Origin of the sequence: Kribbella sp. (assembly GCF_035687465.1) — a bacterium.
Classification (GTDB): Bacteria; Actinomycetota; Actinomycetes; order Propionibacteriales; family Kribbellaceae; genus Kribbella.
In genome coordinates this window covers 1-21,239 of sequence record NZ_DASRXP010000043.1, presented here as the reverse complement: position 1 = coordinate 21,239, position 21,239 = coordinate 1, and the positions used below count along the sequence as shown (strand labels likewise).

The 21,239-nt window shown below is 68.3% G+C and carries 14 protein-coding genes; 7 read left to right on the top strand and 7 right to left on the bottom strand.

Annotation, left to right across the window (positions count from 1 at the left end; translation table 11 throughout):
- The coding region (locus VFG33_RS02185; protein WP_325021791.1) for a flavin-containing monooxygenase at positions 1–1,084 on the top strand (1,084 nt) is incomplete at its 5' end.
- Here the strand turns inward: VFG33_RS02185 and VFG33_RS02180 are convergent.
- The gene (locus VFG33_RS02180) at positions 1,048–2,217 is read right to left on the bottom strand and encodes a citrate synthase (protein ID WP_325021789.1); all 1,170 of its coding nucleotides are present in this window, start codon (positions 2,215–2,217) and stop codon (positions 1,048–1,050) included. The two genes, VFG33_RS02185 and VFG33_RS02180, sit on opposite strands and share 37 nt — an antisense overlap.
- Positions 2,218–2,292: 75 nt before the next feature.
- On the opposite strand from VFG33_RS02180, the gene VFG33_RS02175 reads away from it, so the two are divergent.
- Complete coding sequence (locus VFG33_RS02175; RefSeq protein WP_325021787.1) at positions 2,293–3,435, top strand: citrate/2-methylcitrate synthase; 1,143 nt, start codon at positions 2,293–2,295, stop codon at positions 3,433–3,435.
- Positions 3,436–4,762: 1,327 nt separating this feature from the next.
- On the opposite strand, the gene VFG33_RS02170 is transcribed toward VFG33_RS02175, so the two are convergent.
- A complete protein-coding gene (locus tag VFG33_RS02170; protein ID WP_325021785.1) occupies positions 4,763–6,223 on the bottom strand; it encodes a flavin-containing monooxygenase in 1,461 nt (486 codons plus the stop codon).
- Between the two features lie 132 nt (positions 6,224–6,355).
- Between VFG33_RS02170 and VFG33_RS02165 the strand changes: the two genes are divergently transcribed.
- On the top strand, positions 6,356–6,706 hold the full coding sequence (locus tag VFG33_RS02165; protein ID WP_325021783.1) for a YciI family protein: 351 nt from the start codon (positions 6,356–6,358) through the stop codon (positions 6,704–6,706).
- Positions 6,707–6,776: 70 nt separating this feature from the next.
- Positions 6,777–8,081, top strand: a complete 1,305-nt coding sequence (locus tag VFG33_RS02160; RefSeq protein ID WP_325021781.1) for an RNA polymerase sigma factor — start codon at positions 6,777–6,779, stop codon at positions 8,079–8,081.
- Here the strand turns inward: VFG33_RS02160 and VFG33_RS02155 are convergent.
- Complete coding sequence (locus tag VFG33_RS02155; RefSeq protein ID WP_325021779.1) at positions 8,005–9,030, bottom strand: NUDIX hydrolase; 1,026 nt, start codon at positions 9,028–9,030, stop codon at positions 8,005–8,007. The genes VFG33_RS02160 and VFG33_RS02155 overlap by 77 nt on opposite strands.
- A 114-nt stretch (positions 9,031–9,144) precedes the next feature.
- On the opposite strand from VFG33_RS02155, the gene VFG33_RS02150 reads away from it, so the two are divergent.
- The 3 genes from VFG33_RS02150 (at position 9,145) to VFG33_RS02140 (ending at position 13,164) form a co-directional block, all read left to right on the top strand.
- Complete coding sequence (locus tag VFG33_RS02150; protein ID WP_325021777.1) at positions 9,145–10,443, top strand: hypothetical protein; 1,299 nt, start codon at positions 9,145–9,147, stop codon at positions 10,441–10,443.
- 19 nt (positions 10,444–10,462) lie between these two features.
- Positions 10,463–11,773: a hypothetical protein gene (locus VFG33_RS02145; RefSeq protein WP_325021775.1), complete on the top strand. Its 1,311-nt coding sequence runs from the start codon at positions 10,463–10,465 to the stop codon at positions 11,771–11,773.
- Positions 11,774–11,859: 86 nt separating this feature from the next.
- On the top strand, positions 11,860–13,164 hold the full coding sequence (locus VFG33_RS02140) for a hypothetical protein (protein ID WP_325021774.1): 1,305 nt from the start codon (positions 11,860–11,862) through the stop codon (positions 13,162–13,164).
- A gap of 10 nt (positions 13,165–13,174) precedes the next feature.
- Here the strand turns inward: VFG33_RS02140 and glgB are convergent, their stop codons facing one another.
- From glgB to treS, 4 genes are all read right to left on the bottom strand, one after another.
- Positions 13,175–15,502 (bottom strand): 1,4-alpha-glucan branching protein GlgB, encoded by a 2,328-nt coding sequence (gene glgB, locus VFG33_RS02135; protein ID WP_414672915.1) that lies wholly within the window; start codon positions 15,500–15,502, stop codon positions 13,175–13,177.
- A 60-nt stretch (positions 15,503–15,562) separates the two neighbouring features.
- Entirely contained in the window at positions 15,563–18,484 is a 2,922-nt protein-coding gene (locus VFG33_RS02130; protein WP_325021770.1) for an ATP-binding protein, read from the bottom strand.
- A 79-nt stretch (positions 18,485–18,563) separates the two neighbouring features.
- Positions 18,564–19,976, bottom strand: coding sequence for a maltokinase N-terminal cap-like domain-containing protein (locus tag VFG33_RS02125; RefSeq protein WP_325021768.1), 1,413 nt, complete (start codon positions 19,974–19,976; stop codon positions 18,564–18,566).
- Positions 19,973–21,239 (bottom strand): maltose alpha-D-glucosyltransferase (treS, locus tag VFG33_RS02120; protein WP_325021766.1); only part of this gene is annotated, 1,267 nt, incomplete at its 5' end. The genes treS and VFG33_RS02125, both read right to left, overlap by 4 nt.

Sequence of the window (21,239 nt, the reverse complement as noted above, 5' to 3'; positions counted from 1 at the left end):
GGCAGGCCTGGCCGTGGGATACCACCTGGCGACGCGACAGCGGTCCGTTGTCATCCTCGACGCCGGCGAGCGTATCGGCGACCCGTGGCGCAGGCGATGGGACTCTCTGCGGGTCTTCACGCCCGCTCGCTACGACGGGCTGCCAGGGTGGTCCTTCCCGGCGTCCGGATGGTCGTACCCCACGAAGGACGAGGTGGCCGACTACCTCGAGTCGTACGCGGCCCGATTCCGGCTCCCGGTCCGCACCGGGATTCGCGTCGACGGGCTTCACCGGGAGACCGACGGGTACTTGGTCACGTCCGGGCCCGGCCGCTACCACGCAGACAATGTGGTGGTGGCAACGGGCGGCTACCAGGCCCCGCGGATCCCGGAGTTCGCCTCCGAGTTGGATCAGAACATCGCGCAGTTCCATTCGAGCCAGTACCGCAACCCGTCGCAGTTCCGGGAAGGCGGTGTCCTGGTTGTCGGCGCGGGCAACTCGGGTGCCGAGATCGCCCTCGAAGCGTCAGCGGATCACCAGGTCTGGCTGTCCGGCAGGGATACGGGTCAAGAGCCGTTCCGCGTCGGAGGCCCCGCGGACCGGCTTCTCACGCCCCCGTTCTGGTTCCTGCTCTCGCACGTGCTCACCGTGGGAACCCCGATCGGCCGGAAGGTCAGGCATCAGTTGTCCCAGCAGGGGCTCCCGCTCGCGCGGGTCCGACGGAAGGATCTCAGTCGGGCGGCGGTCGAGCGAGTGCCACGCGTCACCGGCGTACGCGATGGTCTGCCGATGACCGCGGACGGCGGAGTCCTCGACGTGGCCACAGTGATCTGGTGCACCGGATTCGTGCCGGACTTCCACTGGATCGATCTCCCCGTCTTCGATCACGACGGCACTCCGAAACACACGCGCGGTGTCGTCCGCTCGGAGCCCGGGCTGTACTTCATCGGCCTGTTCTTCCTGTCGGCGGCGTCTTCGTCGTTGATCGGAGGCGTCCGGAGGGATGCGCACCACATCGCCCGCCAGATCGCCTCGCAGGTGCCGAGCGCGGGTCAGGAGCGGTCGGGTCAGGAACGGTCAGGGCGGGAGTCGGGGCCGGTGTAGTTGCCGAGGGCCCGGAAACGGAGGCCGGGCTGGGCGTACTCCTCGAGGGCGTGGGCGGTCCAGCCGATGATGCGGGCGATGGCGAACAGCGCTTCGCCCGCGTCCGGGCGGAAGTCGTAGGCATGCATCATCGCCGCCACGGCAAGATCGCTGTTCGGGAAGGTCCCGACCTGGGTCGTGATCGTCTGCACGGTCTCCAGCACCGGTTCGTCCGCCAGCAGTTCGAACAGCACTTCGGCTCGTGGGTCGCGGTGCTGGTAGATCTTGTGGCCGAAGCCGGGAACTGGTTCGCCGGATCTGAGCTGATCGGACAGGGCTTCGACGGGATCACGAAGGGTCTGCTCGAGGAAGCGATAGGCGATTGTGGTCGCCGCGCCGTGGTACTGACCGTCGAGTGCGCCAAGGCCCGCCGACACCACGGAGTACAGGTTGGCGCGGGCGTTCGCGGCGACGCGGGCGGCGATGGTGGAGACGGCGAGACCGTGGTCGGCGAGCAGGATCAGGACGGCGTCGAGCAACTCCGGCCTCGCTGGTCGGGTGGACATCTTGGGCCAGAGCCGTTCGCCGAGCGTGCCCTCCGCGGTCTCACCGGGCAGGGCGTCGACCAGTACGCCGATCAGCCGGGCCGCCGCCGACACCACGGACTCAGGCGCGAGCCCGAATCGCAGCGGATCACCAGCACCCAGCACCGCGACGGCGATGCGCAACTGATCCGTCATCCGTGCGGTGAGAGGCGCGACCGCGATCGCCGCGCGAGCCAACTGCACGGAGTCCGGGGGAGCGGCGAACGGGCCCTGGTCGGTGAGCTCGCCCGTCCACAGCAGGTGCGCCACGGACTCGACGGTCCGGGTGGTGGCCAGGTCGCGGACGAGGTGGCCCCGGTAGTAAAGCTCGTCGTCCTTGAGCAGGGTCAGCCCGGACTCGATCCGCTCGATCGCGCCGGGGTGCTCGACGCTCCGGCTCGCCAGCCGCTCCACCTCGGACGCCGCGAACAGGCTTCCGCGCCGGCCCCGCGCGCGGACGCTGGTCAGGTGCCCTCTGCTGACGTAGGCGTAGATCGTCTCCGGCTTCACCTGCAGCCGCCGGGCGACCTCGGCCGTGGTCAGGTAATTCTCGTCACTCGACTGCGTCATGCCACGCTCCCGCGAGCCTGTACGTTGACTTGATCAACATTGACAATACTTGATTGCCGGATCAAGTCTGGGGTCATGTCGATCACAGTGGATCACCCCATCGAGGTACCGCCCGGGCTGCGCAATGTCGTGGTCACCGAGACCGAGCTCGGCGACGTCCGGGGCAACGAGGGTTTCTATCACTACCGCCAGTACTCCGCGGTCGAGCTGGCCAGGTCGAAGACCGTCGAGGACGTCTGGTTCCTGTTGTTCGAAGGTCGGCTGCCCTCGGACGAGGAGCGGGCCGCCTTCATCGCGGAACTGGCGCCACTGCGGGTCCTGCCGCCCGAAGTACGGGAGATCCTGCCCGCTGTCGCGGCCGCGGGCCCGTCGTTCAACCCCCTGGCCGGCCTCCGTACTGCGCTGTCGATGCTCACCGCCGCTCGCGCGTTGCCGCCGTTGTGGGACGCCGACCTCGCGCGACGCAAGGCGGACGCCATGCTCGTCTGTGCGGTGACACCGACGATCCTCGCGGCACTGCATCGCCTCCGCGAAGGTGAGGAACCGCTAGAGCCGCGAGCCGACCTCGATGCCGCCGCGAACTGGCTGTACCTGGTGACCGGACATGAGCCCGAGGCTGCACAAGCGCGGGCCATCGAGCACTACCTGATCGCGACGATCGACCACGGCTTCAACGCGTCGACGTTCACCGCGCGCGTGATCGCGTCGACCGGCGCCGATGTGGTGTCGGCGGTCGCGGGGGCGATCGGCGCGTTCTCCGGCCCGCTGCACGGCGGTGCGCCGGACCGCGCGCTGGCGAGCCTGGACGAGATCGGTACGCCGGATCGCATCGAGGGGTGGGTCCGGCAGAAGGTGTCGGACGGGGACCGGATCATGGGCTTCGGGCACGCGGTCTACCGCACCGAGGACCCGCGTTCGGTGATGCTGCGCGAGATCGCGGTCGGCCTCGGCGGTGAGCTGGTCGACTTCGCCACCACGGTCGAACGGCGGATCGTCGAGATCCTCGCCGAGCTCAAACCCGGCCGCCACCTCTATGCCAACGTCGAGTTCTACGCCGGCGTGGTGATGGAGCTGTGCGGGCTGCCCCGCTCGATGTTCACCCCGACCTTCGCCGCGTCCCGCATCATCGGTTGGACGGCCAACATCCTCGAGCAGGCGACCGACGGCAAGCTGATCCGCCCAGCCGCCCGCTACGTCGGCCCGACCGTGCTTCGCTGACCAGGACCCGCGGCCATCCCCTCGCGGGCGTTCCATGGAGATGTACCCGGACAGCTGATCCGCCGGTACGCCCGGTACGCCGGGTGCGGGTGATCCTGTGGACAACCTTGGGATCGTTCGCCTGCTTTTGACGGGCTGTGGATAGCTGGGCTGACGTTCGGGTGGTTCGCGGGTAGGTGTGGGTGGTTCGCGGGGGTTACTGGGTGGATGTGGTTCGCGTCGCCGGGCTGCGTGATGGTGCTGGTCGCGGTGAGGTGTGTCAAGGGCGCCTTTGGCGTCGCCTTCGGCGATCGAACAAGTTCGACCCTTGACACACCTCACCGCGACCAGGGAAGGACGCAGCTACGCCCGGAGCCGCTGGGAAGTACGGCCACAATTCAGGGGATTCCGTCGGGCATGAGGGGCTGGAGTCGTCGACTGTGAGGACTGGGTTGGCGAGTGTTGGGACCGGGTTGTCTGCAATCGATTGCCAACGGCAAGGTTCCCACACTCAACGCGATCCCCATCCTGGTAAGGGATCCGCGTGCCACCCGGTGGTCTCGGCGCACCACGTGGTGGAACGGCCGGTGAATCGCGCCGTCCGGTAGCGGGTTGTTCGACCGATTGCGCCCCATAGGCCGCCATCGGTCCCAGGATCTGGGTAGCGGGCTGTTCCGGGGCTGGCCGGTAGCGCCTGGTTCGCCCGATAGCGGGTTGTTCGCCCGCTGGCGCCCACATTGAGTCGGCTCACCCCACTCTGGGTGGGCTTATCCCACCGTCCGGGGGTTAGCCCACTGCTCTAACAGTGGGCTAACCCCGACAGCAGGGGTTATCCCCCTCAATCCACGCCGCTCGCCGCCCCGGCCCGACGGAACCACCAGAACCAGCCCGCACCTCTACCCAGGATCACCCGGCCGACGGAACCCCGGGCGCAGGTCACACCTCTGCGCCGAACGACCCGGGCGAACGGAATCTCCGGATGCAGCTCATACGTCAGCGCGGATCCGCGTAGCTGCGTCCTTCCGTGGCCGAGGTGGTGTGTGTCCAGGGTCGAACTTGTTCGAGCCCGAAGGGCCGCGAAGCGCCCTTGATACACACCGGCTCGGCTAGCACCATCACGCAGCGGAGACCGCGCGACCACAGTCCCCTATGCGCGAGGCGCGACCACAGTCCCTATGCGCGAGGCGCGACCACAGTCCCTATGCGCGAGGCGCGACCACAGTCCCTATGCGCGAGGCGCGACCGCAGTCCCTATGCGCGAGGCGCGACCGCAGTCCCTATGCGCGAGGCGCGACCACAGTCAGCTTCGGGTGTGTGGGGCCCGGATGGGTGCGCTGGTGTCGTGGGGTTAGGCGGCGGATTTGGTGGCGTAGGCGGGTTTGAACTGGAGGGCGCCGTCGGTCAGGCGGCCGTAGCGCAGGGACAGCAGGTCTCGCGGGTAGTTCTGGCGGAGGCGCCACGGTCCGTTCGGTCCCTGGCGCGGGAGGATGGCGGCGCCGCGCCGGATGTAGCCGGAGGACAGGTCGATCACCGGGCGCCGCGGCGCGTCGTACTCCGCTGGGTCGATCTCGGCTACACAGATGTCCAGGCCGGTGCGTTCCAGGTGGTTCAGCAGGCGGCAGACGTACTTCGAGGTGAGGTCGGAGCGGAGCGTCCACGAGTTGTTGGTGTAACCGACGCACCAGGCCAGGTTCGGGATGCCGCTCAGCATCATGCCCTTGTAGACGAACCTCTCTCCCGGGTCCACCCGCTGGCCGTCCACCGTCAGCTCGATGTTGCCTAGCGCAACCACTCGCAGACCGGTCGCCGTGACCACCAGGTCGGCCTCCAACTCCTGGCCGGACTTCAGCCGGAGGCCGGTCGGTGTGAACGTCTCGACCTCGTCCGTCACGATCGACGCCGACCCGTCCCGCAGGGCCACGAAGAGGTCGCCATCCGGTACCAGGCAGAGCCGTTGGTCCCACGGGTCGTACCGCGGCAGGAAATGCGGATCCATCGGCACCGATTCCGGCAACTGCTTGGCGACCATCGTGGTCAGCAGGCGGGCGGCCCGCTTCGGCCAGCGGCGGAAGGCGTTGTAGACCAGAGTGCTGAAGGCAACATTCTTGGCACGGATCAGGTGATGTGCCAGCTGTTCCGGCAGCACGGCCCGGAGCCGGTCGGAGAAGGCGCTCCGGGCCGGGCGGGACGCGATGTAGCTGGGGGAGCGTTGCAGCAGAGTCACGTGCGCCGCGTCCGGTGCCATCGCCGGGACCAGCGTGACCGCGGTCGCGCCGCTGCCGATCACGACCACCCTCTTGCCGGAGTAGTCGAGATCCGTCGGCCAATGCTGCGGATGGACCACCTGACCGGCGAAGTCGTCCAGCCCGGGGAAGTCCACGACGTACCCGCTGTCGTAGTTGTAGTAGCCGCTGCAGGTGTAGAGGAACTTGCACGTGTACGACTCTTCCTCGGTCTCGACAGTCCACAGCGCCTCGGTCGATGACCACGACGCCCGTACTACGCGTCGCCCGAAGCGGATGTGTTTGTCGATGCCATAAGTGGAGGCGGTCTCGTGCAGGTACTCGAGGATGTCCGGCCCGTCGGCGATCGCCTTCGCCGCCGTCCAGGGGTGGAAAGGGAACCCGAGCGTGAACATGTCCGAGTCCGACCTGATGCCGGGATAGCGGAACAGGTCCCAGGTGCCGCCGAGGTCGTCCCGCGCCTCGAGTACGGCGTACGTGCGGTGCGGGCTCTGGGTCTGGATCCGGTAGGCGGCTCCGATACCGGACAGGCCGGCGCCGACGATCAGGACGTCCAGGTGCTCCACGAGTGCCTCCCGGCGGGCTTGTTGAGTACTTCGTCAACAATAGCCAGGAAGTTTCTGTGATGCGTTGTCGATTCCGCCGGCGGCCATTCGTCAGCAGGATGTCAGTAGAACCCCGAGACGAGGGAGCCAGCGATGGCGCAATACGTGTTCCTGCTCTTCGACACCGAGGACTGGTACGACCAGGTATCGACCGCCGAGGAGTTTCAGGCGCAGATGAAGTTGCACAACGATTTCGCCGCGGCGGTCGCGGCGGCGGGCGCGAGCATGCTCGGTGGGGAGGCGCTGGAGCGGTCGTCGACCGCGAGCACGGTCAGGCAGGGCAGTGGGGAGCCGCTGGTCACGGACGGGCCGTTCATCGAGACGAAGGAGGCGCTCGGTGGCTTCTACGTCATCGACTGCAAGGATCTCGACCAGGCACTCGCCCTGGCCAAGCTCTGCCCGTCTCCCAACATCGAGGTCCGCCCGGTGATGCCTACCTCCTAGCGCGCAGGGTGGGGATGACGTCCGCGTCATCCCCACCCAGCCCCGGTCACACGATGGGAGGTGAGTGCGGGTGCCCACTGCTCGGGAAGTGGCGGCGGTGGTCGAGGGAGCCCATCGGGAGTACTGGTCGACTGTGCTCGCCTCGACCGTCCGGTTGACGCGGGATCTGGACCTGGCGGAGGACTGCACCCAGGAAGCGTTCGTGCAGGCCCTGCGGACGTGGCCCGACGGGATTCCGTCGAATCCGGCCGGCTGGCTGACGACTGTGGCCCGGCGGCTGGCGCTGGACCGGTTCCGGCGGGAGACCACGCTGCGGCGGAAGTTGCCGTTGCTGATCGAGGATCCGGGTGCGCCGGGCGACAGCGAGCAGCCGACCGATCCGCTCCGGCTGGTGTTCACGTGCTGCCACCCGGCCTTGGCGCGCGACGCACAGGTGGCGCTGACCTTGCGGTTGATCTGCGGTCTGACGACTCGCGAGGTCGCGGCCGGCCTGCTGATCAGCGAGTCGACCGCGGCTGCCCGGATCACGCGGGCGAAGAAGAAGATCGCCGCCGCGGGGATTCCCTACCGGATCCCCGACGATCACGAGTTGGCCGATCGGCTGGACGTCGTACTGACTGTGGTTCAGCTCGTTTACACGGCCGGCCATGTCGCGGCCGGACCTGAGCTGATGCGGGCGGAGCTGACCGGACGGGCGATCGAGCTGGCCCAACTGCTGGTTCGGCTGATGCCGGCCGAGCCCGAGCCGCAAGCACTCCTCGGCCTGCTGTTGATGACGCAGGCGCGGGGAGACGCGCGACTGAGTGAGGACGGCGAGCTGGTTCTCCTGGCGGACCAGGACCGGTCGCGCTGGGATGCGCGATTGCTGGGCGAAGGGCTCGCCCGCGCGACGGCCGCGCTCCAGCAAGGCCATGGTCGCTTCGCCTTGCAGGCTGCCATCGCGGGGCTGCACGTGACGGCGCCGAGCTGGGACCAGACCGACTGGCACCAGGTGGTTCGGATGTACGACGCGATGCTGCTCGGCTGGCCGTCGCCGATCGTGGAGTTGAACCGGGCGGCCGCCCACAGCCTGGTCCCGGGCGCCGACCTCACCGCAGTACTCGCCGAGCTTGATGCCTTGGGCAACGAGCCGGCCCTGAAGGCGTACGCCTATCTGCCGGCGACCCGGGCCGACGTACTGGCCCGCCTGGATCGGCCGGACGAGGCGGTCAAGGCGTACGACGAGGCTATCGACCTGACCGCGAACGGCGCCGAGCAACGCTTCCTCGAACACCGCCGAGCCACCCTGACCGATGGGTCTACAGCGGATGGCCGTCGCGGAGTTGGTGGAGGCGGTCTGGAGCGGCCAGGACGTGGGGGAGTCGGCGCTGGTTGAGGGGTGACACCAGGTCGCCGAGTTCGTCCGCGGCGTACCAGGCGAGTGAGAGGATCTCGCGTCCGTCCGGCTGCAGGCGGTCGATCAAGGACGGGTCGTGGACGCCGCCGTCGTACAGGATCTCGATGGCGTCGCCCCAGCCCTCCCAGCGGGGGAGCCAGTCGATCGCGACCACGCCGGCGATCGGTAGCGCGGTGCCGAGCTCTTCCTGCATCTCGCGCAGCGCGCCGGTCGCGGGGTCCTCGTCGGGTTCGACCACGCCGCCGGGGAGTTCGAGGTCCTTCTTGTAGCTGACCTTGCAGAGCAGGACGCGCCCGCTCGTATCGCGGACCACCACATGCGCGATCACGCGCTTCTTCGGCAGGACCGAGTCCATCAGCGCTGTCCAGCCCGGGAGGGAGTCCGCCCGGGGATCGTCCCGCCGCAGACCGTAGACGGCGAGGTCCCGGCGCTCACCCTGCAGTACTGCGCCGCCCCGGAGCAGGCCCTCGCGGCGGAAGCCGGAGCGGATCGCCACCCGGGCAGAGGCGCGGTTCTCCGGATCGACCTCGACCTGGAGACGTTCCAGCCCGAGCTCACCGAAGGCGTAGACCATCAGTAGCCGGACCGCGCGCTGCGCCACCCGGCGGCCGCGGTACGGCTTGTACGTCGCCCAGAAGACCTTGCCGGCGCCTGGCGAGGTCCGGCGCACCTCCACGGTCCCGACCGGACCGGTTTCGCCGGCGAGTTCGATCACGAAGTTCACCGCGGAACGGTCGTCGGCGTACGCCTGCCGCCGGCGCTCGACCGCCTCGGCCAGGCTGGAGCGCGGCGGGATACCGGGGAAGTCGAACCAGCGGACCATCTCGTCGTCGGCCAACCCGTGCGCCACGTCGATGTCCTCGTCCCGCCACGGGCGCAGGGTCAGGTCGCCATCGGTCAGCGTCGGTTGCGGCGGCACTCCAGTCACGCCAGGAACGCTACCCCGCCACTCCAGTCGCTCGCCCAGTCCGGTGCAACTTCCGGGTGGATGGCGGCATCGAGTTCTGTAGACATCCGAGTTTGCAGGACTGGGGGCACTGTGATGCTGAGAAGGACGCTCGCCGCGGGACTCGTCGTACTACTGGCCTGGCAGGCGGCACCCGCTGTCGCCGCAGGCTCCGTGGACGGAGTCACCGTCGCCTGGACCGATACCACCCATACGAAGATCCGGATCACCTGGACCGAGGATCCTGGCATCGCGAACACGCTGAGGATGGAACTGGGGTGGTGGGAGGAGCCGCTGGCGCTCGGCAGCGTCGCGGCGACCGCCCCCAACGAGTTGGTGATCAACTCCAGCTACCTCGGCTACACCGGCAGCAGCGAGGACCGCGCCGAGATCGTGGTCGCGGACAGCACCGGAACCGAGGCGAGGTCGGCGGCCTTCGATCGCTACGTCCGGCCGTCGCCCATGCCCACGCTCTCCATCACGCCTGAGCGCGCGGTTCGCTGGACCGTCCCCGAGGTGGAGGATCCAACCCCGAACGACGCGCTCGACCTGCCAGGATCATCGCGTTTCACGCCGAAACTCCTGCTGGACAAGCAGCCACATACGGTCGCCGACTGCGGCGAGTTGGCGCTGCCGTCGACCACCGGGCTTTCCGGCGAGGTTCCTGACCAGGGCAAGCCCGGCTCCCTGACGCTGCTGAGCTCCAACGAATGGAATCCCCGTGGTGTCGGCAATGACCCCGCGGGGATCGCTACCACAGGTCTGACGGTTGCGGGGCCGACGTCTACGCAGTACGGCGGATCGCTGGTGCTGAGCGGGACGGTCAGGTACCAGTACATCTCCACGAACAGCTCGAACATCTGCAAGCAGACCAGCTACCTGATGCCGTCTGAGCGGCTCGTCCTGCAGGGCCGGAACACCGCCACGAGTGCCTGGTACGTCATCGGGACCACCACGACGAACGTCGACGGCCAGTACACCGTCACGCTGAAGAACGCGGGCGCTCGCGAGTACCGGGTGGTCCGCCCGGACACCTCGTCGTTCAATGCCATCCAGTACGGCGCGTGGTCGCCGGCCAAGCTCGTCCGAGCGACGACCAAGGTGGTCTCGGCGAAGTTCATCGCGCCGGTGATCACCCTCGGGACTCAGCCGCAGGCCTATCTCTGGGTGGATCCGGCCGGCACGCAGAAGGCGGCACTGCAGTTCAAGAACGCGAGCGGGGTCTGGCAGGGCATCACCTACAAGACCCTGTACGCCGGGCGCGGGATCGCGGCCTTCACCTTCAACCGCAAGGGCGCGACGCAGTTCCGTTGGTGGGTGCCGGGTAGCACCACGAGCACCGGGCTGACCGTCGATGCGGTCTACAGCAGCCCCTTCACCCTCACTGTCCGCTGACCTCACGAAAGAGATCGATATGTTGACGCAATCTCTTGCGGCGCTGCTCCTCGTCAGCGGCGCCGTAGCGCCCACGCCGGGGCCGAACAAGATCCTGGCTGCCGATGTCCAGGTTGCCTGGACCGACACCACCTACCAGACCGTCCGGATCACCTGGACCGAGACGACGCCCGCGCCGAACACCATCAAGCTCGAACGCGACGGTATGGACGACGTGCAACTCGGGGTGATAGCGGAGAGTGCGCCGAACCAGTTGGTCGTGGAGGCCCGCCGCCTGGTGGTCAGCAACAGCCCCGTCGATATCGCGCGGATCGTCGTGAACGAGCCGACCGGTGAGGTGGCCCGGTCGGCCGGCTTCGACCGCTATATCCGGGCCGTGCCGGATCCCGACCTGTCGTTCACGGCGGACGGCAGCATTCGCTGGTCGGTACCACCGGAACCAGGCGTGGACACGACCCCGGGTGACCCGCTCGACGTCGACCAGCCGCTCCGCTACGTACCGCGGCTACGGCTCGACGAACTGCCGCATACCGTGATCGATTGTGGTGAGGTCACGCTGCCCGCATCGACCGTGCCTTCCGGGACGATTGCCAACCGCAACAAGCCGTACGACCTGATGCTCTACACGGTCAACGAGTGGAACCCGAACGGGGGTCTTTTCGGCGGCTGGGGTCACGTGACGGCCTCGGCGATCACGCTGGCCGCACCGACGGCAACGGCGTACGGGACGACGACCACGCTGACCGGTATCACCACCGGCAGGAGCATCTTCCAGCAGGGCATGCCGCCCGCCTGCCTGGAGACGAGTGGCTCGGGCAGCGGAGGGACGGTGATCCTGCAGGCGCGCAACACCAGCACCAGTCCCTGGTACGTCGTCGGCAGCACCGTGACGAAGGACCAGGGCAAGTACACCTTCAGCGTGCGGAACCCGGGCGCTCGCGAGTACCGCACGGTCATCCCGAGCCGTGCCCAGGGCTCGCTCGCGGGATACGGCAGCACCTCCGCAGTACGACTGGTCAGGTCGACCACCCGGGTGATGTCGGCGAAGTTCATCACGCCGGTGATCACCCTCGGGACTCAGCCGCAGGCCTATCTCTGGGTGGATCCGGCGGGCACGCAGAAGGCGGCATTGCAGTTCAAGAACGCGAGCGGGGTCTGGCAGGGCATCACCTACAAGACCCTGTACGCCGGGCGCGGGATCGCGACCTTCACCTTCAACCGCCTCGGCCAGACGCAGTTCCGTTGGTGGGTGCCGGGCAGCATCACGAGCACCGGGCTGACTGTCGACCCTGTCTACAGCGGAACCTTTACCCTCACGGTGAAAAGCTGACTTGTTATCAACCTTTTCCGTTCCCAGGCCATCCAAGGAGTACCTCGATCTCGGGGACCTGGCTTAACGAACACTGGGGGAACGGCATGATGAAGAGATCTGTTGCCGCGGTGGCGCTGCTGGCGGGACTGGGAGTCCCGGCAGTAGCCCACGCGACACCGCAGGGGGCGGTAGACGATGTCAAGCTCGCCTGGGCCGACGGCAAGATCAAGGTCAGCTGGAGCGAGACCGCGGCGGGGATCCCGAACTGGGTCTACCTGGCGATCCCGGGCAAGGCGAGCAAGCTGCTCGGGACGACCACGGGGGCGGGCGCGAACGAACTCCTGGTGCCGCCATCCGCGCTGGAGCCGACGCACGATCCGGCCGGCACGGCCCGGATCATCGTGTCCGACCCGAGCACGGACCCGGCGTACTCCGCGACCTTCGACCGCTACATCCAGGGGCCGACGCACCTCGCGCCGATCATGACCGGCACTGGGGTGCTGAACTGGCAGTTCGCGCCGGACCCGGCGGTCGACACAACGCCGAAGGACCCGCTGGACGTGGCCGCGCCGGTGCGGTTCGTGCCGCGATTGACCCTGGGCAAGACGCCCGGCACCACGAACGAGTGCGAGAAGGTGGCGCTGCCGGCCACCACCAATCCGTACGGCACGGTCCCGAAGCAGTTCCGGCCGTTCACGCTGGATCTGTACAACGTCAGCGAGTGGGGTGAGAGCAAGCTCGCCATTGTCCGGACCCGGACTTCGAGCACGACCTTCACCACACCGGCGTCGACCACGCTGGGGGCGACCATCACCATGTCCGGGTCCATCCAGCTGGACACCCTCAGGAACCCGGCGGTGGGTGACTGCGAGGACATCAACGAGACCGCGGCCCTGGGCGGTCACGAGATGGTGCTGCACGCCCGGCACAACGGCGGCGCGTGGTACGTGGTGGGCGTCAGCAAGACCGATGCCAAGGGCAAGTACACCTTCGTGGTGAGGAACCCCGGGACCCGGGAGTACCGCGCGGTGCTGAAGACCGAGGCCGGCGGCGGGTTCGCGAACAACCAGAGCATCAGCGCCCAGAAGGTCGTCCGGGCGTCGACCCAGTTCGTCCAGGCGAAGTTCATCACCCCGGTGATCAAGCTCGGGCAGCAGCCGAACGCGTACGTGTGGGTCGAGCCGGCCCGCGCGCAGAAGGCCGCACTGCAGTTCAAGAACGCCGGCGGCGTCTGGCAGGGCCTGATGTACAAGACCCTGTCGTCCGGTCGCGGTCTGAGCGGGCCGTTCGCCTTCAACCGGGTCGGTCAGACCCAGTTCCGGTGGTGGGTGCCCGCGTCCGTCAACGGTGCCGGGCTGCCGGTGGACGCGGCCTACAGCAACCCGTTCACGTTGACGGTGAACCGCTAGCCGTCAGTTGCTAGCTGTCATGGCGTAGCCAGACAGTGCCGAGAGGCGGGACCGAGATCTCGGCACTGCTGGCCATGCCGTGCCAGCCTTCACCGTTCGCCTCGAAACCACCGAAGTTTCCGACCCCGGATCCGCCGTACACGTCCGCATCGGTGTTGACCGCCTCGTGCCAGTGCCCCGCATAGGGCAGGCCGAGGCGGTACCCGTGGTGCGGGACGGCGGAGAAGTTCGCGACGCAGGCGAGTGTGGGTTCGCCGTCGCCGCCGTACCGGACGAACGAGAAGACGTTGTTGCCGGCATCGTTCGCGTCGATCCAGGAGAACCGCTCGGGGGCGTGGTCGTTCGCCCAGAGCGCCTTGGTGTCGCGGTACGCGCCGTTCAGATCCTTCACCAGTTGCTGCAGGCCCCGATGATCGGCGTGGTCCAGCAACCACCAGTCGAGCTCGCCCTTCTCGGACCACTCCGACTCCTGGCCGAACTCGCAGCCCATGAAGAGCAGTTGCTTGCCCGGGTGCGCCCACATCATCGCCAGGTAGGCGCGGAGGTTGGCGAGTTGCTGCCAACGATCACCGGGCATCTTGCGCAGCAACGATCCCTTGCCGTGGACAACTTCATCGTGGGACAGCGGCAGGACGAAGTTCTCGGAGTACGCGTACATCATCGAGAACGTCATCTCGTGGTGGTGGTACTGCCGGTAGATCGGCTCGTGCTCCATGTAGCTGAGCGAGTCGTTCATCCAGCCCATGTTCCACTTGAAGCCGAAGCCGAGCCCGCCGAGATGCGTAGCCCGGGTGACGCCCGGCCAGGACGTCGACTCCTCGGCGACCGTGATGACGCCGGGCACGCGCTTGTAGAGGGTCGCGTTCATCTCCTGCAGGAACGAGACCGCCTCCAGGTTCTCGCGGCCGCCGTACTGGTTCGGCACCCACTGGCCCTCCTCGCGGGAGTAGTCCAGGTAGAGCATCGAGGCGACGGCGTCGACCCGGAGGCCGTCGATGTGGAACTCCTCGGCCCAGTAGAGCGCGTTCGCGACCAGGAAGTTGCGCACCTGCGGGCGGCCGAAGTCGAACACCAGCGTGCCCCAGTCGGGCTGCTCGCCACGCCGCGGATCCGGGTGCTCGTAGAGCGGCGTCCCGTCGAACCGGGCCAGCGCCCAGGCATCCTTCGGGAAGTGCGCCGGCACCCAGTCGACCAGTACGCCGATGCCTGCCTGGTGCAGGGCGTCGACCAGGCCGCGGAAGTCGTCGGGATCGCCGAAGCGCGAGGTCGGTGCGAAGTACGAGGTGACCTGGTAACCCCAGGAGCCGCCGAACGGGTGCTCCATCACCGGCATCATCTCGATGTGGGTGAAGCCCATGTCCTTGACGTAGGCAACGAGTTCGTCGGCGAGTTCGCGGTACGACCTGCCCTTGCGCCACGAGCCGAGGTGCACCTCGTAGACGCTCATCGGTTCGGCGTAGGCCTGCGAGGCGGCGCGCTTGTCGAGCCAGTCCGCGTCCTTCCACTCGTACGAGGACTCGTGCACGACCGAGGCGTTCGCCGGGGGAGTCTCGGCCAGGTTCGCCATCGGGTCGGCCTTCTGCCGCCAGACACCGTCGCGGCCGCAGATGTCGAACTTGTACCGCGTGCCCGGGCCGATGCCCGGCACGAACAGTTCCCAGACGCCGGACGATCCCATCGTGCGCATCGGGTGTGCGCGGCCGTCCCAGAAGTTGAAGTCAGCGGTCAACCTGATGCCCTGGGCGTTCGGGGCCCAGACGGCGAACGACGTTCCCGTGACGGTGCCGGTCGGGCCGTCGTACCGGCGTACGTGGGCGCCGAGCACGGACCAGAGTTGCTCGTGCCGGCCCTCGCCGATCAGGTGCAGGTCCATCTCGCCGAGCGACGGCAGGTAGCGGTACGGGTCGTCGACCTCGACCCCGGGACCGTCGGTGTAGGTGACCTCGAGGCGGTAGTCCGGCACCTTGTCGACATCCAGTACGCCGACCCAGACACCCTCGAACTCGTGCTCGAGCTCCACCCGCTGGTCGTCGAACACAGCGGTCACCGTGCTCGCGAACGGTCGCAGCACCCGGAGCGTGACGGCCCCCTCGCCAAGATGCGGCCCGAGCACCTGGTGCGGATCGTGATACGTCCCGCCCACCAGCCGCTCAAGCACCCCACGATCCACCGGAACCGCCTTGTCCCGCAGGGTTCTGGGAACAGCCGCCGGGTCCGGCAGCGGCTCGAAGGTAGAGGCCTGCGCCGGTTCGAACGCATCGACGACCGTCGGCTCGTTCACTTGCTCCGCGGTCGGCTTGTCCACCTGGTCGTTCCCGCTCGAATCCATACACCCCATCCTGCCCGATCGAAGCCCTATCCACTGCACTCCGTACCCGCGACCTCGATACCTACACGGTTACGCCCGGTCGAGGTCCTCGAGTTTCTCCCTCAGCAGCTCCAGGCGGGTGGTGTAGCGGGGCCAGGCGAAGCCGGAGGTGGTGTAGGCGGTGGTGGTCTGGGTGACCCGGGTTCTGGCGTGGGGGAGGTCGCCTTGGGCGAGGGCCAGGGCTGCGGCGACCGCTCGGGCTGCCAGCCAGGGGGTGCTGTGTTCGGGGGCCTCGGCGAAGACGGCGTCCAGCAGGGAGGCGGCTTCGTCGAGTTCGCCTTCGAGGATCAGGACGTCGGCTAGGTCGATGTGCGCCATGGTGACGCCGGCGTTGTCGGCGACGGCGTACTCGACTGCTGAGCGCAGGTGCTTCTCCGCGTCCGCGACAGATCCCTTGGCGAGCGCGACCGCGCCACGGATGCCGTCGTTGAGGGGAAGGATCTGCCGGTCGTCCAGGCGGCGCGCGTAGTGATCGGACTCGGCCGCCACCTCCAGCGCCTCGTCCAGCCGCCCGACACTCACCAGGGCGCCGGCCAGGTTGCTCAGCCCTCGCGACAACCCGTGCTCGTCGCCGTACACCCTGTCCGCAGCGACACAGCTCTCGTAGACCGCACGCGCTTTCTCCGCCTTCCCGGTGTAGAGGTACAGCGTGCCCAGGGCGTCGGCGAAGCTGGACAATCTCCGCTCGTGCTTCGGGCTGGTCCGGGCCATCTCTTCCCCCGCGAGCAGCGGGATGTAGGCCTCGCGCAACCGGCCGCGTTCGATCTCGACGATGCCGCGGTAGTAGAGCGCGGTCAGCGTGAGCGAGAGGTCGTCCTGCTGCTTCGCCAGCTCCTCGGCCTCGGACAGCAGCGAGGCGGCCTCCTCGAAGCGACCGAGCATCGTCAGCACGAAACCCTGGTTGCTGAGCGCGCTCACCCGCTCGGCGGGCGTCGCTCCGGCCGCGCCTGCCAAGGCTTCGAGGTGCCGCGCGGCCTCGGCGTACCAGCCTCGGATCAGCCAAGGCACATGCAGCGCGAGCGCCAGCCGCAGGCCCGCGACAGCCTGCTCGGTCCCGGCCGACTCGTCCAGCGCGTCGAGCAGGTTCGGCCACTCGGCGAAGACCGCCGCCACCGACTCGGCAGTGGCGAAACCGTCGTGTTGCTCACCGATCGTCTGGACGTACTGCGACGCCCAGGCCAGCTCCGCGGCACGAGTCACCTCGACCTCGCCGGCCTCGGCCAGTTTCGTCAGCGCGTAGTCGCGAACGGTCTCCAGCAGCCGGAACCGCCGCCCGTTCACGGCCTCCACCGTCACCAGACTCCGGTCAGCCAGCTCGGTCAGAGCCGGAGCCACATCTCTCGGATCGAGCGCGACCTGCTCGGCCGCCTCCAAGGTGAACCCGCCTGCGAAGATCCCCACCCGACGCAGTACTGCGCGCTCCGCGTCGCCCAGCAACTGGTGACTCCAGTCCAGCGCGGCGACCAGGCTCCCGTGGCGCGCCTGGGCCTCCCGGGAACCGGCGACCAGGAGACGCATCCGATCCGCGAGCCGCTCGGTCAGTTGCGGCACGGTCAGCGTGCGGGTGAGACCGGCGGCGAGCTCGATCCCCAATGGCAACCGGTCGACCGCCGAACAGATCGCGGCGACCTGTTCCGGGCCGGCCCCCTGGGCATCGGCAGCGCAGCGCTCGGTGAACAGTTGTGCGGCAGCGATGGCGTCGAGCGGCGCCATCGGCCGCGTCTCCTCGGACATCAGCTGCAGCGGACGCTGGGAGGTGATCAGGATCGTCAGTGAGGTGGTCCGCCGCAGCAGCCCGTTGACGATCCGCGCGACGGCCTCGACGAGGTGCTCCGCGTTGTCGAGGACCAGGACCGAGCCCTCCAGCGAGGCGGCCGCGGCATCCAGCGGGTTGTTGCCCCCGGCATCATCCCCGGCGATAGCCTCCAGTACTGCGCTCTCGCGGTGCAGCGGGGCGAGCTCCACCAGCCGGACGGTCCGTCCAGCCGCGGCGACCGCTCGGGCCGCCTCGAAGGACAGTCGCGACTTGCCACTGCCCGGACCACCGATCAGCGTGATCAGCCCGGGTCCGGTCAGCCGGGTGACCAGCGACGTCAGCTCGGCCCGCCGCCCGACGAAGCTCGTCATCGGCGATGGCAGCCGGACCGGGGACAGCGGCACCGGGACGCTGGTCTGTGCGACCGGCTGGGCCGCGGCCAGCAAGAGCATCGGGTCCTGCCGGAGCAGCCGTAGTTCCATCGCGGCGGTGTCCGGGGCCGGGTCGACTCCAAGCTCCTCCGCGAGCCTGGTCCGCAACCTGGCCAGCCGGTTCAGCGCATCCGCCTGCCGGCCGGTCCGGTACAGCGCGAGGGCCAGCAGGCACCACAGTCGCTCGTGCAGAGGATGTTCCCCGGCCAGGGCCTCGAGCTCGCGGCCCGCTTCGCCTGCGGCTCCGAGGGCGAGCTCGGCATCGAGGCGTTCCACCTGGATGTCGAGACGCCACGAGTCCAGCTGTTCGCCCTCGGTCACGGCGTACGGGATGGTGCGCAGATCGGCGAGCGACGGGCCGCGCCACAGCGCGAGCGCTTCGCGTCCGGCCTCGCTGACGATGTGATGGTCGCTGATCCGGATCGCGGCGTGCATCCGCTCGACAGCTGACCGCGCGACGGTGAGATCGGTGAGTTCGGCTGACAGGGCGTAGCCGCCGTTGCTGCGAGTGAGGGCATCGGGGGCGCCGAGGGCGGCCCGGAGGCGGGACGCGAGCACCCGGAGCCGTTCGGTCGGCCGGGCCAGGTCGACGTCACCCCACAGATCCGTGGCCAGCCGGTAGTCCGGCACCGCCATCCCGCCGGCCAGTGCGAGCCGCACCAGGAGAGCCCGCTCGAGCGGCCGATCGACCGAAACCGCCACGCCGGCATGCCGGACCGCGAGAGGGCCGAGCACTAGGACCTCTAGCTTCGGCTCGGGGGGCATATCGGCAGTATTACAGCGACGGCTCGCCCACGGTCAGTAATTCTTCGGAATGTGGGGTTACTTGGCAGAAATTTGGGTATTACAGAGCGCTCAGTTGTGCCGCCGCGGCCAGTGGGATGGGCAGCCAGCTCGGCCGGTTCCGGGCCTCGTACAGGGTCTCGTAGATCACCTTGTCGGCCAGGAACGCGCTCAGCAGCACCCCCTGGTCGCGGGGATCCGAGCCCGCGACCTCCGCGTAACCGTCGCAGAAAGCCTGCCGGTTGCGGTCGGCCCACTCAGCCGCCCGGTAGGCGATCTGCTGGTCGCCCTGGTGATCGGCCAGCAGCGACCGCGCCGCGTAGTCGAAGGACCGGAGCATCCCGGCGATGTCCTTGATCGCGGTGTCGAGCGCGCGCCGCTCGATCAGCGACTTGGCCGGCTCACCCTCGAAGTCGATCAACTTCCAGCCGTCGATGGTTCGCAGTACCTGACCCAGGTGGAAGTCGCCGTGGATCCGCTGCACCGTGACGGCCTGGTCGTAGGCCGCCAGGGCGTCGAAGGCGCGGCCGAGCCCGTCGGCGAACTCACCGAGCTCAGGCACCGCCTGCACGGCCTTGGCCAGCCGCCGCCGCATCGCGGAAGCGTGCTCGACCATCTGCTCGGGCTCCCAGACGTCGGTGCCGAGAGCCTTGGCCAGCTCGGCGTGGACCTGCGCGGTGGCGGCGCCGAGGCGGTAGGACTCGCCTGCGAAGTCTCCACCGACCTCCTCGGCGTGCAGGTCGGCCTCGGCGTACAGGTCACGCACCGAGGTGGTCGCGTAGGACCAGCCGTCGGTGGAGTTCTTCTGGAACGCGGTCATCATCGCCAGGTCGCCCGAGTCGGTGCCGCCACCGGCGCGCGGCCAGGAGCCACGCGCGGTGCCGAGCACCTCGGGGACCAGCTCCGAGCCCGCCTCGGTGAGCGCCGACTCGATCTCGACCCCGGGATTGCTCCCGGGCTCGAGCCGGCGGAACACCTTCAGCAGTGCGGTGTCGCCGAAGACCAGCGACGTGTTGCTCTGCTCGACGGTGAGGACCAGCGACTGGGCGTCCTCGGGGACCACGATGGTGCGGTCCGGCGAGTGCACCGGATGGAACTCGAGCCCCTCCAGCCGGCGCCCGTGCGTGAGCGCGTCCAGCCAGTACGGCGTCGCCTCCTTGTCGTGCAGTGCGTCGTACACCCAGACCCTGGTGTCGCCGAGGTCCTGCTCGTCCCAGTCGCCGATCAGCGCGTGCCCGAGGTTGTCGACCGGGGCGGGGTGGTAGCTGAGCGGCAACTGGTAGACCCGGATCGCGTTCTCCGCGCCGGGCGGTCCCGAGCAGTAGACGAAACCGATCCGGACCGCGGGCCAGACGCCCTCGTCCGACAGCCAGGTTGAGGTGGCCATCGCTTCGACGTCGACGTCATGTCCTTTCTCGCCGTACCACCGCTGGTTGGCGCAGAAGGACTGGACCTGGTCCAGATGGGAAGTCACGAAATGCTCTCCTCACGATCAGCCGATTTGTTGACCGGCAGGCGGAACCAGTAGAAGCCGTGCGCACCGAGCGTGAGCAGGTAGGGCAGCTCGCCGATGGTCGGGAAGTGCACCCCACCGAGCAGCTCGACCGGCTCCACGCCCTGCCACTGCCGCAGGTCCAGCTCGATCGGCTGCGGGAACCGTGACAGGTTGTTCACACACAGCACGACGTCGTCGCCGAACTCGCGCACGTAGGACAGCACGCTCGGGTTGGAACCGCCTAGATCAGTGAAAGTACCCATGCCGAAACACGGGTGCTGCTTGCGGGTCTGGATCATCCGCCGGGTCCAGTGCAGCAGCGACGAGGCGTTCTCCATCTCCGCCTCGACGTTCACCGCCTGGTAGCCGTAGACCGGGTCCATGATCACCGGCAGGCTGAGCTTGCCCGGTGTCGCGGTCGAGAAGGACGCGTTCCGGTCGGGGGACCACTGCATCGGAGTACGGACGCCGTCGCGGTCACCGAGCCAGATGTTGTCGCCCATGCCGATCTCGTCGCCGTAGTACAGGATCGGCGAGCCGGGCAGGGACAGCAGCATGGCAGTGAACAGTTCCATCCGGTTCACGTCGTTGTCCAGCAGCGGCGCGAGCCTCCGGCGGATGCCGATGTTCGCCTTCATCCGCGGGTCCTGGGCGTACTCGCCCCACATGTAGTCGCGCTCTTCGTCGGTGACCATCTCGAGGGTGAGCTCGTCGTGGTTCCGCAGGAAGATGCCCCACTGACAGGTGTCGGGGATCTGCGGGGTCTGGGCCAGGATCTCCGAGATCGGGAACCGCGACTCACGCCGTACGCCCATGAAGATCCGCGGCATCACCGGGAAGTGGAACGCCATCTGGCACTCGTCGCCGCCGTCGGCGCGGTCGCCGAAGTACTCGACCACGTCGCCGGGCCACTGGTTCGCCTCGCAGAGCAGCACGCGGTCGGTGTAGTTCGCGTCGACCTCCTTGCGGACCCGCTTCAGGAACTCGTGCGTCCTGGGCAGGTTCTCGCAGTTGGTGCCCTCCTCCTCGAACAGGTACGGCACCGCGTCCAGCCGGAACCCGTCGACGCCGAGGTCGAGCCAGAACTTCAGCGCCTCGATCATCGCGTCGCCGACCGCGGGGTTCTCGAAGTTCAGGTCGGGCTGGTTGGAGTAGAACCGGTGCCAGAAGTACTGCTGGCGGACCGGGTCCCAGGTCCAGTTGGAGGTCTCGGTGTCGACGAAGATGATCCGCGCGTCCGGG

Bases quoted from the DNA above. Each gene is read 5' to 3' on its own strand.
- VFG33_RS02180 (WP_325021789.1), bottom strand. From the start codon at position 2,217: ATGACGCAGTCGAGTGACGAGAATTACCTGACCACGGCCGAGGTCGCC.
- VFG33_RS02175 (WP_325021787.1), top strand. From the start codon at position 2,293: ATGTCGATCACAGTGGATCACCCCATCGAGGTACCGCCCGGGCTGCGC.
- VFG33_RS02165 (WP_325021783.1), top strand. From the start codon at position 6,356: ATGGCGCAATACGTGTTCCTGCTCTTCGACACCGAGGACTGGTACGAC.
- VFG33_RS02150 (WP_325021777.1), top strand. From the start codon at position 9,145: ATGCTGAGAAGGACGCTCGCCGCGGGACTCGTCGTACTACTGGCCTGG.
- VFG33_RS02145 (WP_325021775.1), top strand. From the start codon at position 10,463: ATGTTGACGCAATCTCTTGCGGCGCTGCTCCTCGTCAGCGGCGCCGTA.
- VFG33_RS02140 (WP_325021774.1), top strand. From the start codon at position 11,860: ATGATGAAGAGATCTGTTGCCGCGGTGGCGCTGCTGGCGGGACTGGGA.
- glgB (WP_414672915.1), bottom strand. From the start codon at position 15,502: ATGGGGTGTATGGATTCGAGCGGGAACGACCAGGTGGACAAGCCGACC.
- VFG33_RS02130 (WP_325021770.1), bottom strand. From the start codon at position 18,484: ATGCCCCCCGAGCCGAAGCTAGAGGTCCTAGTGCTCGGCCCTCTCGCG.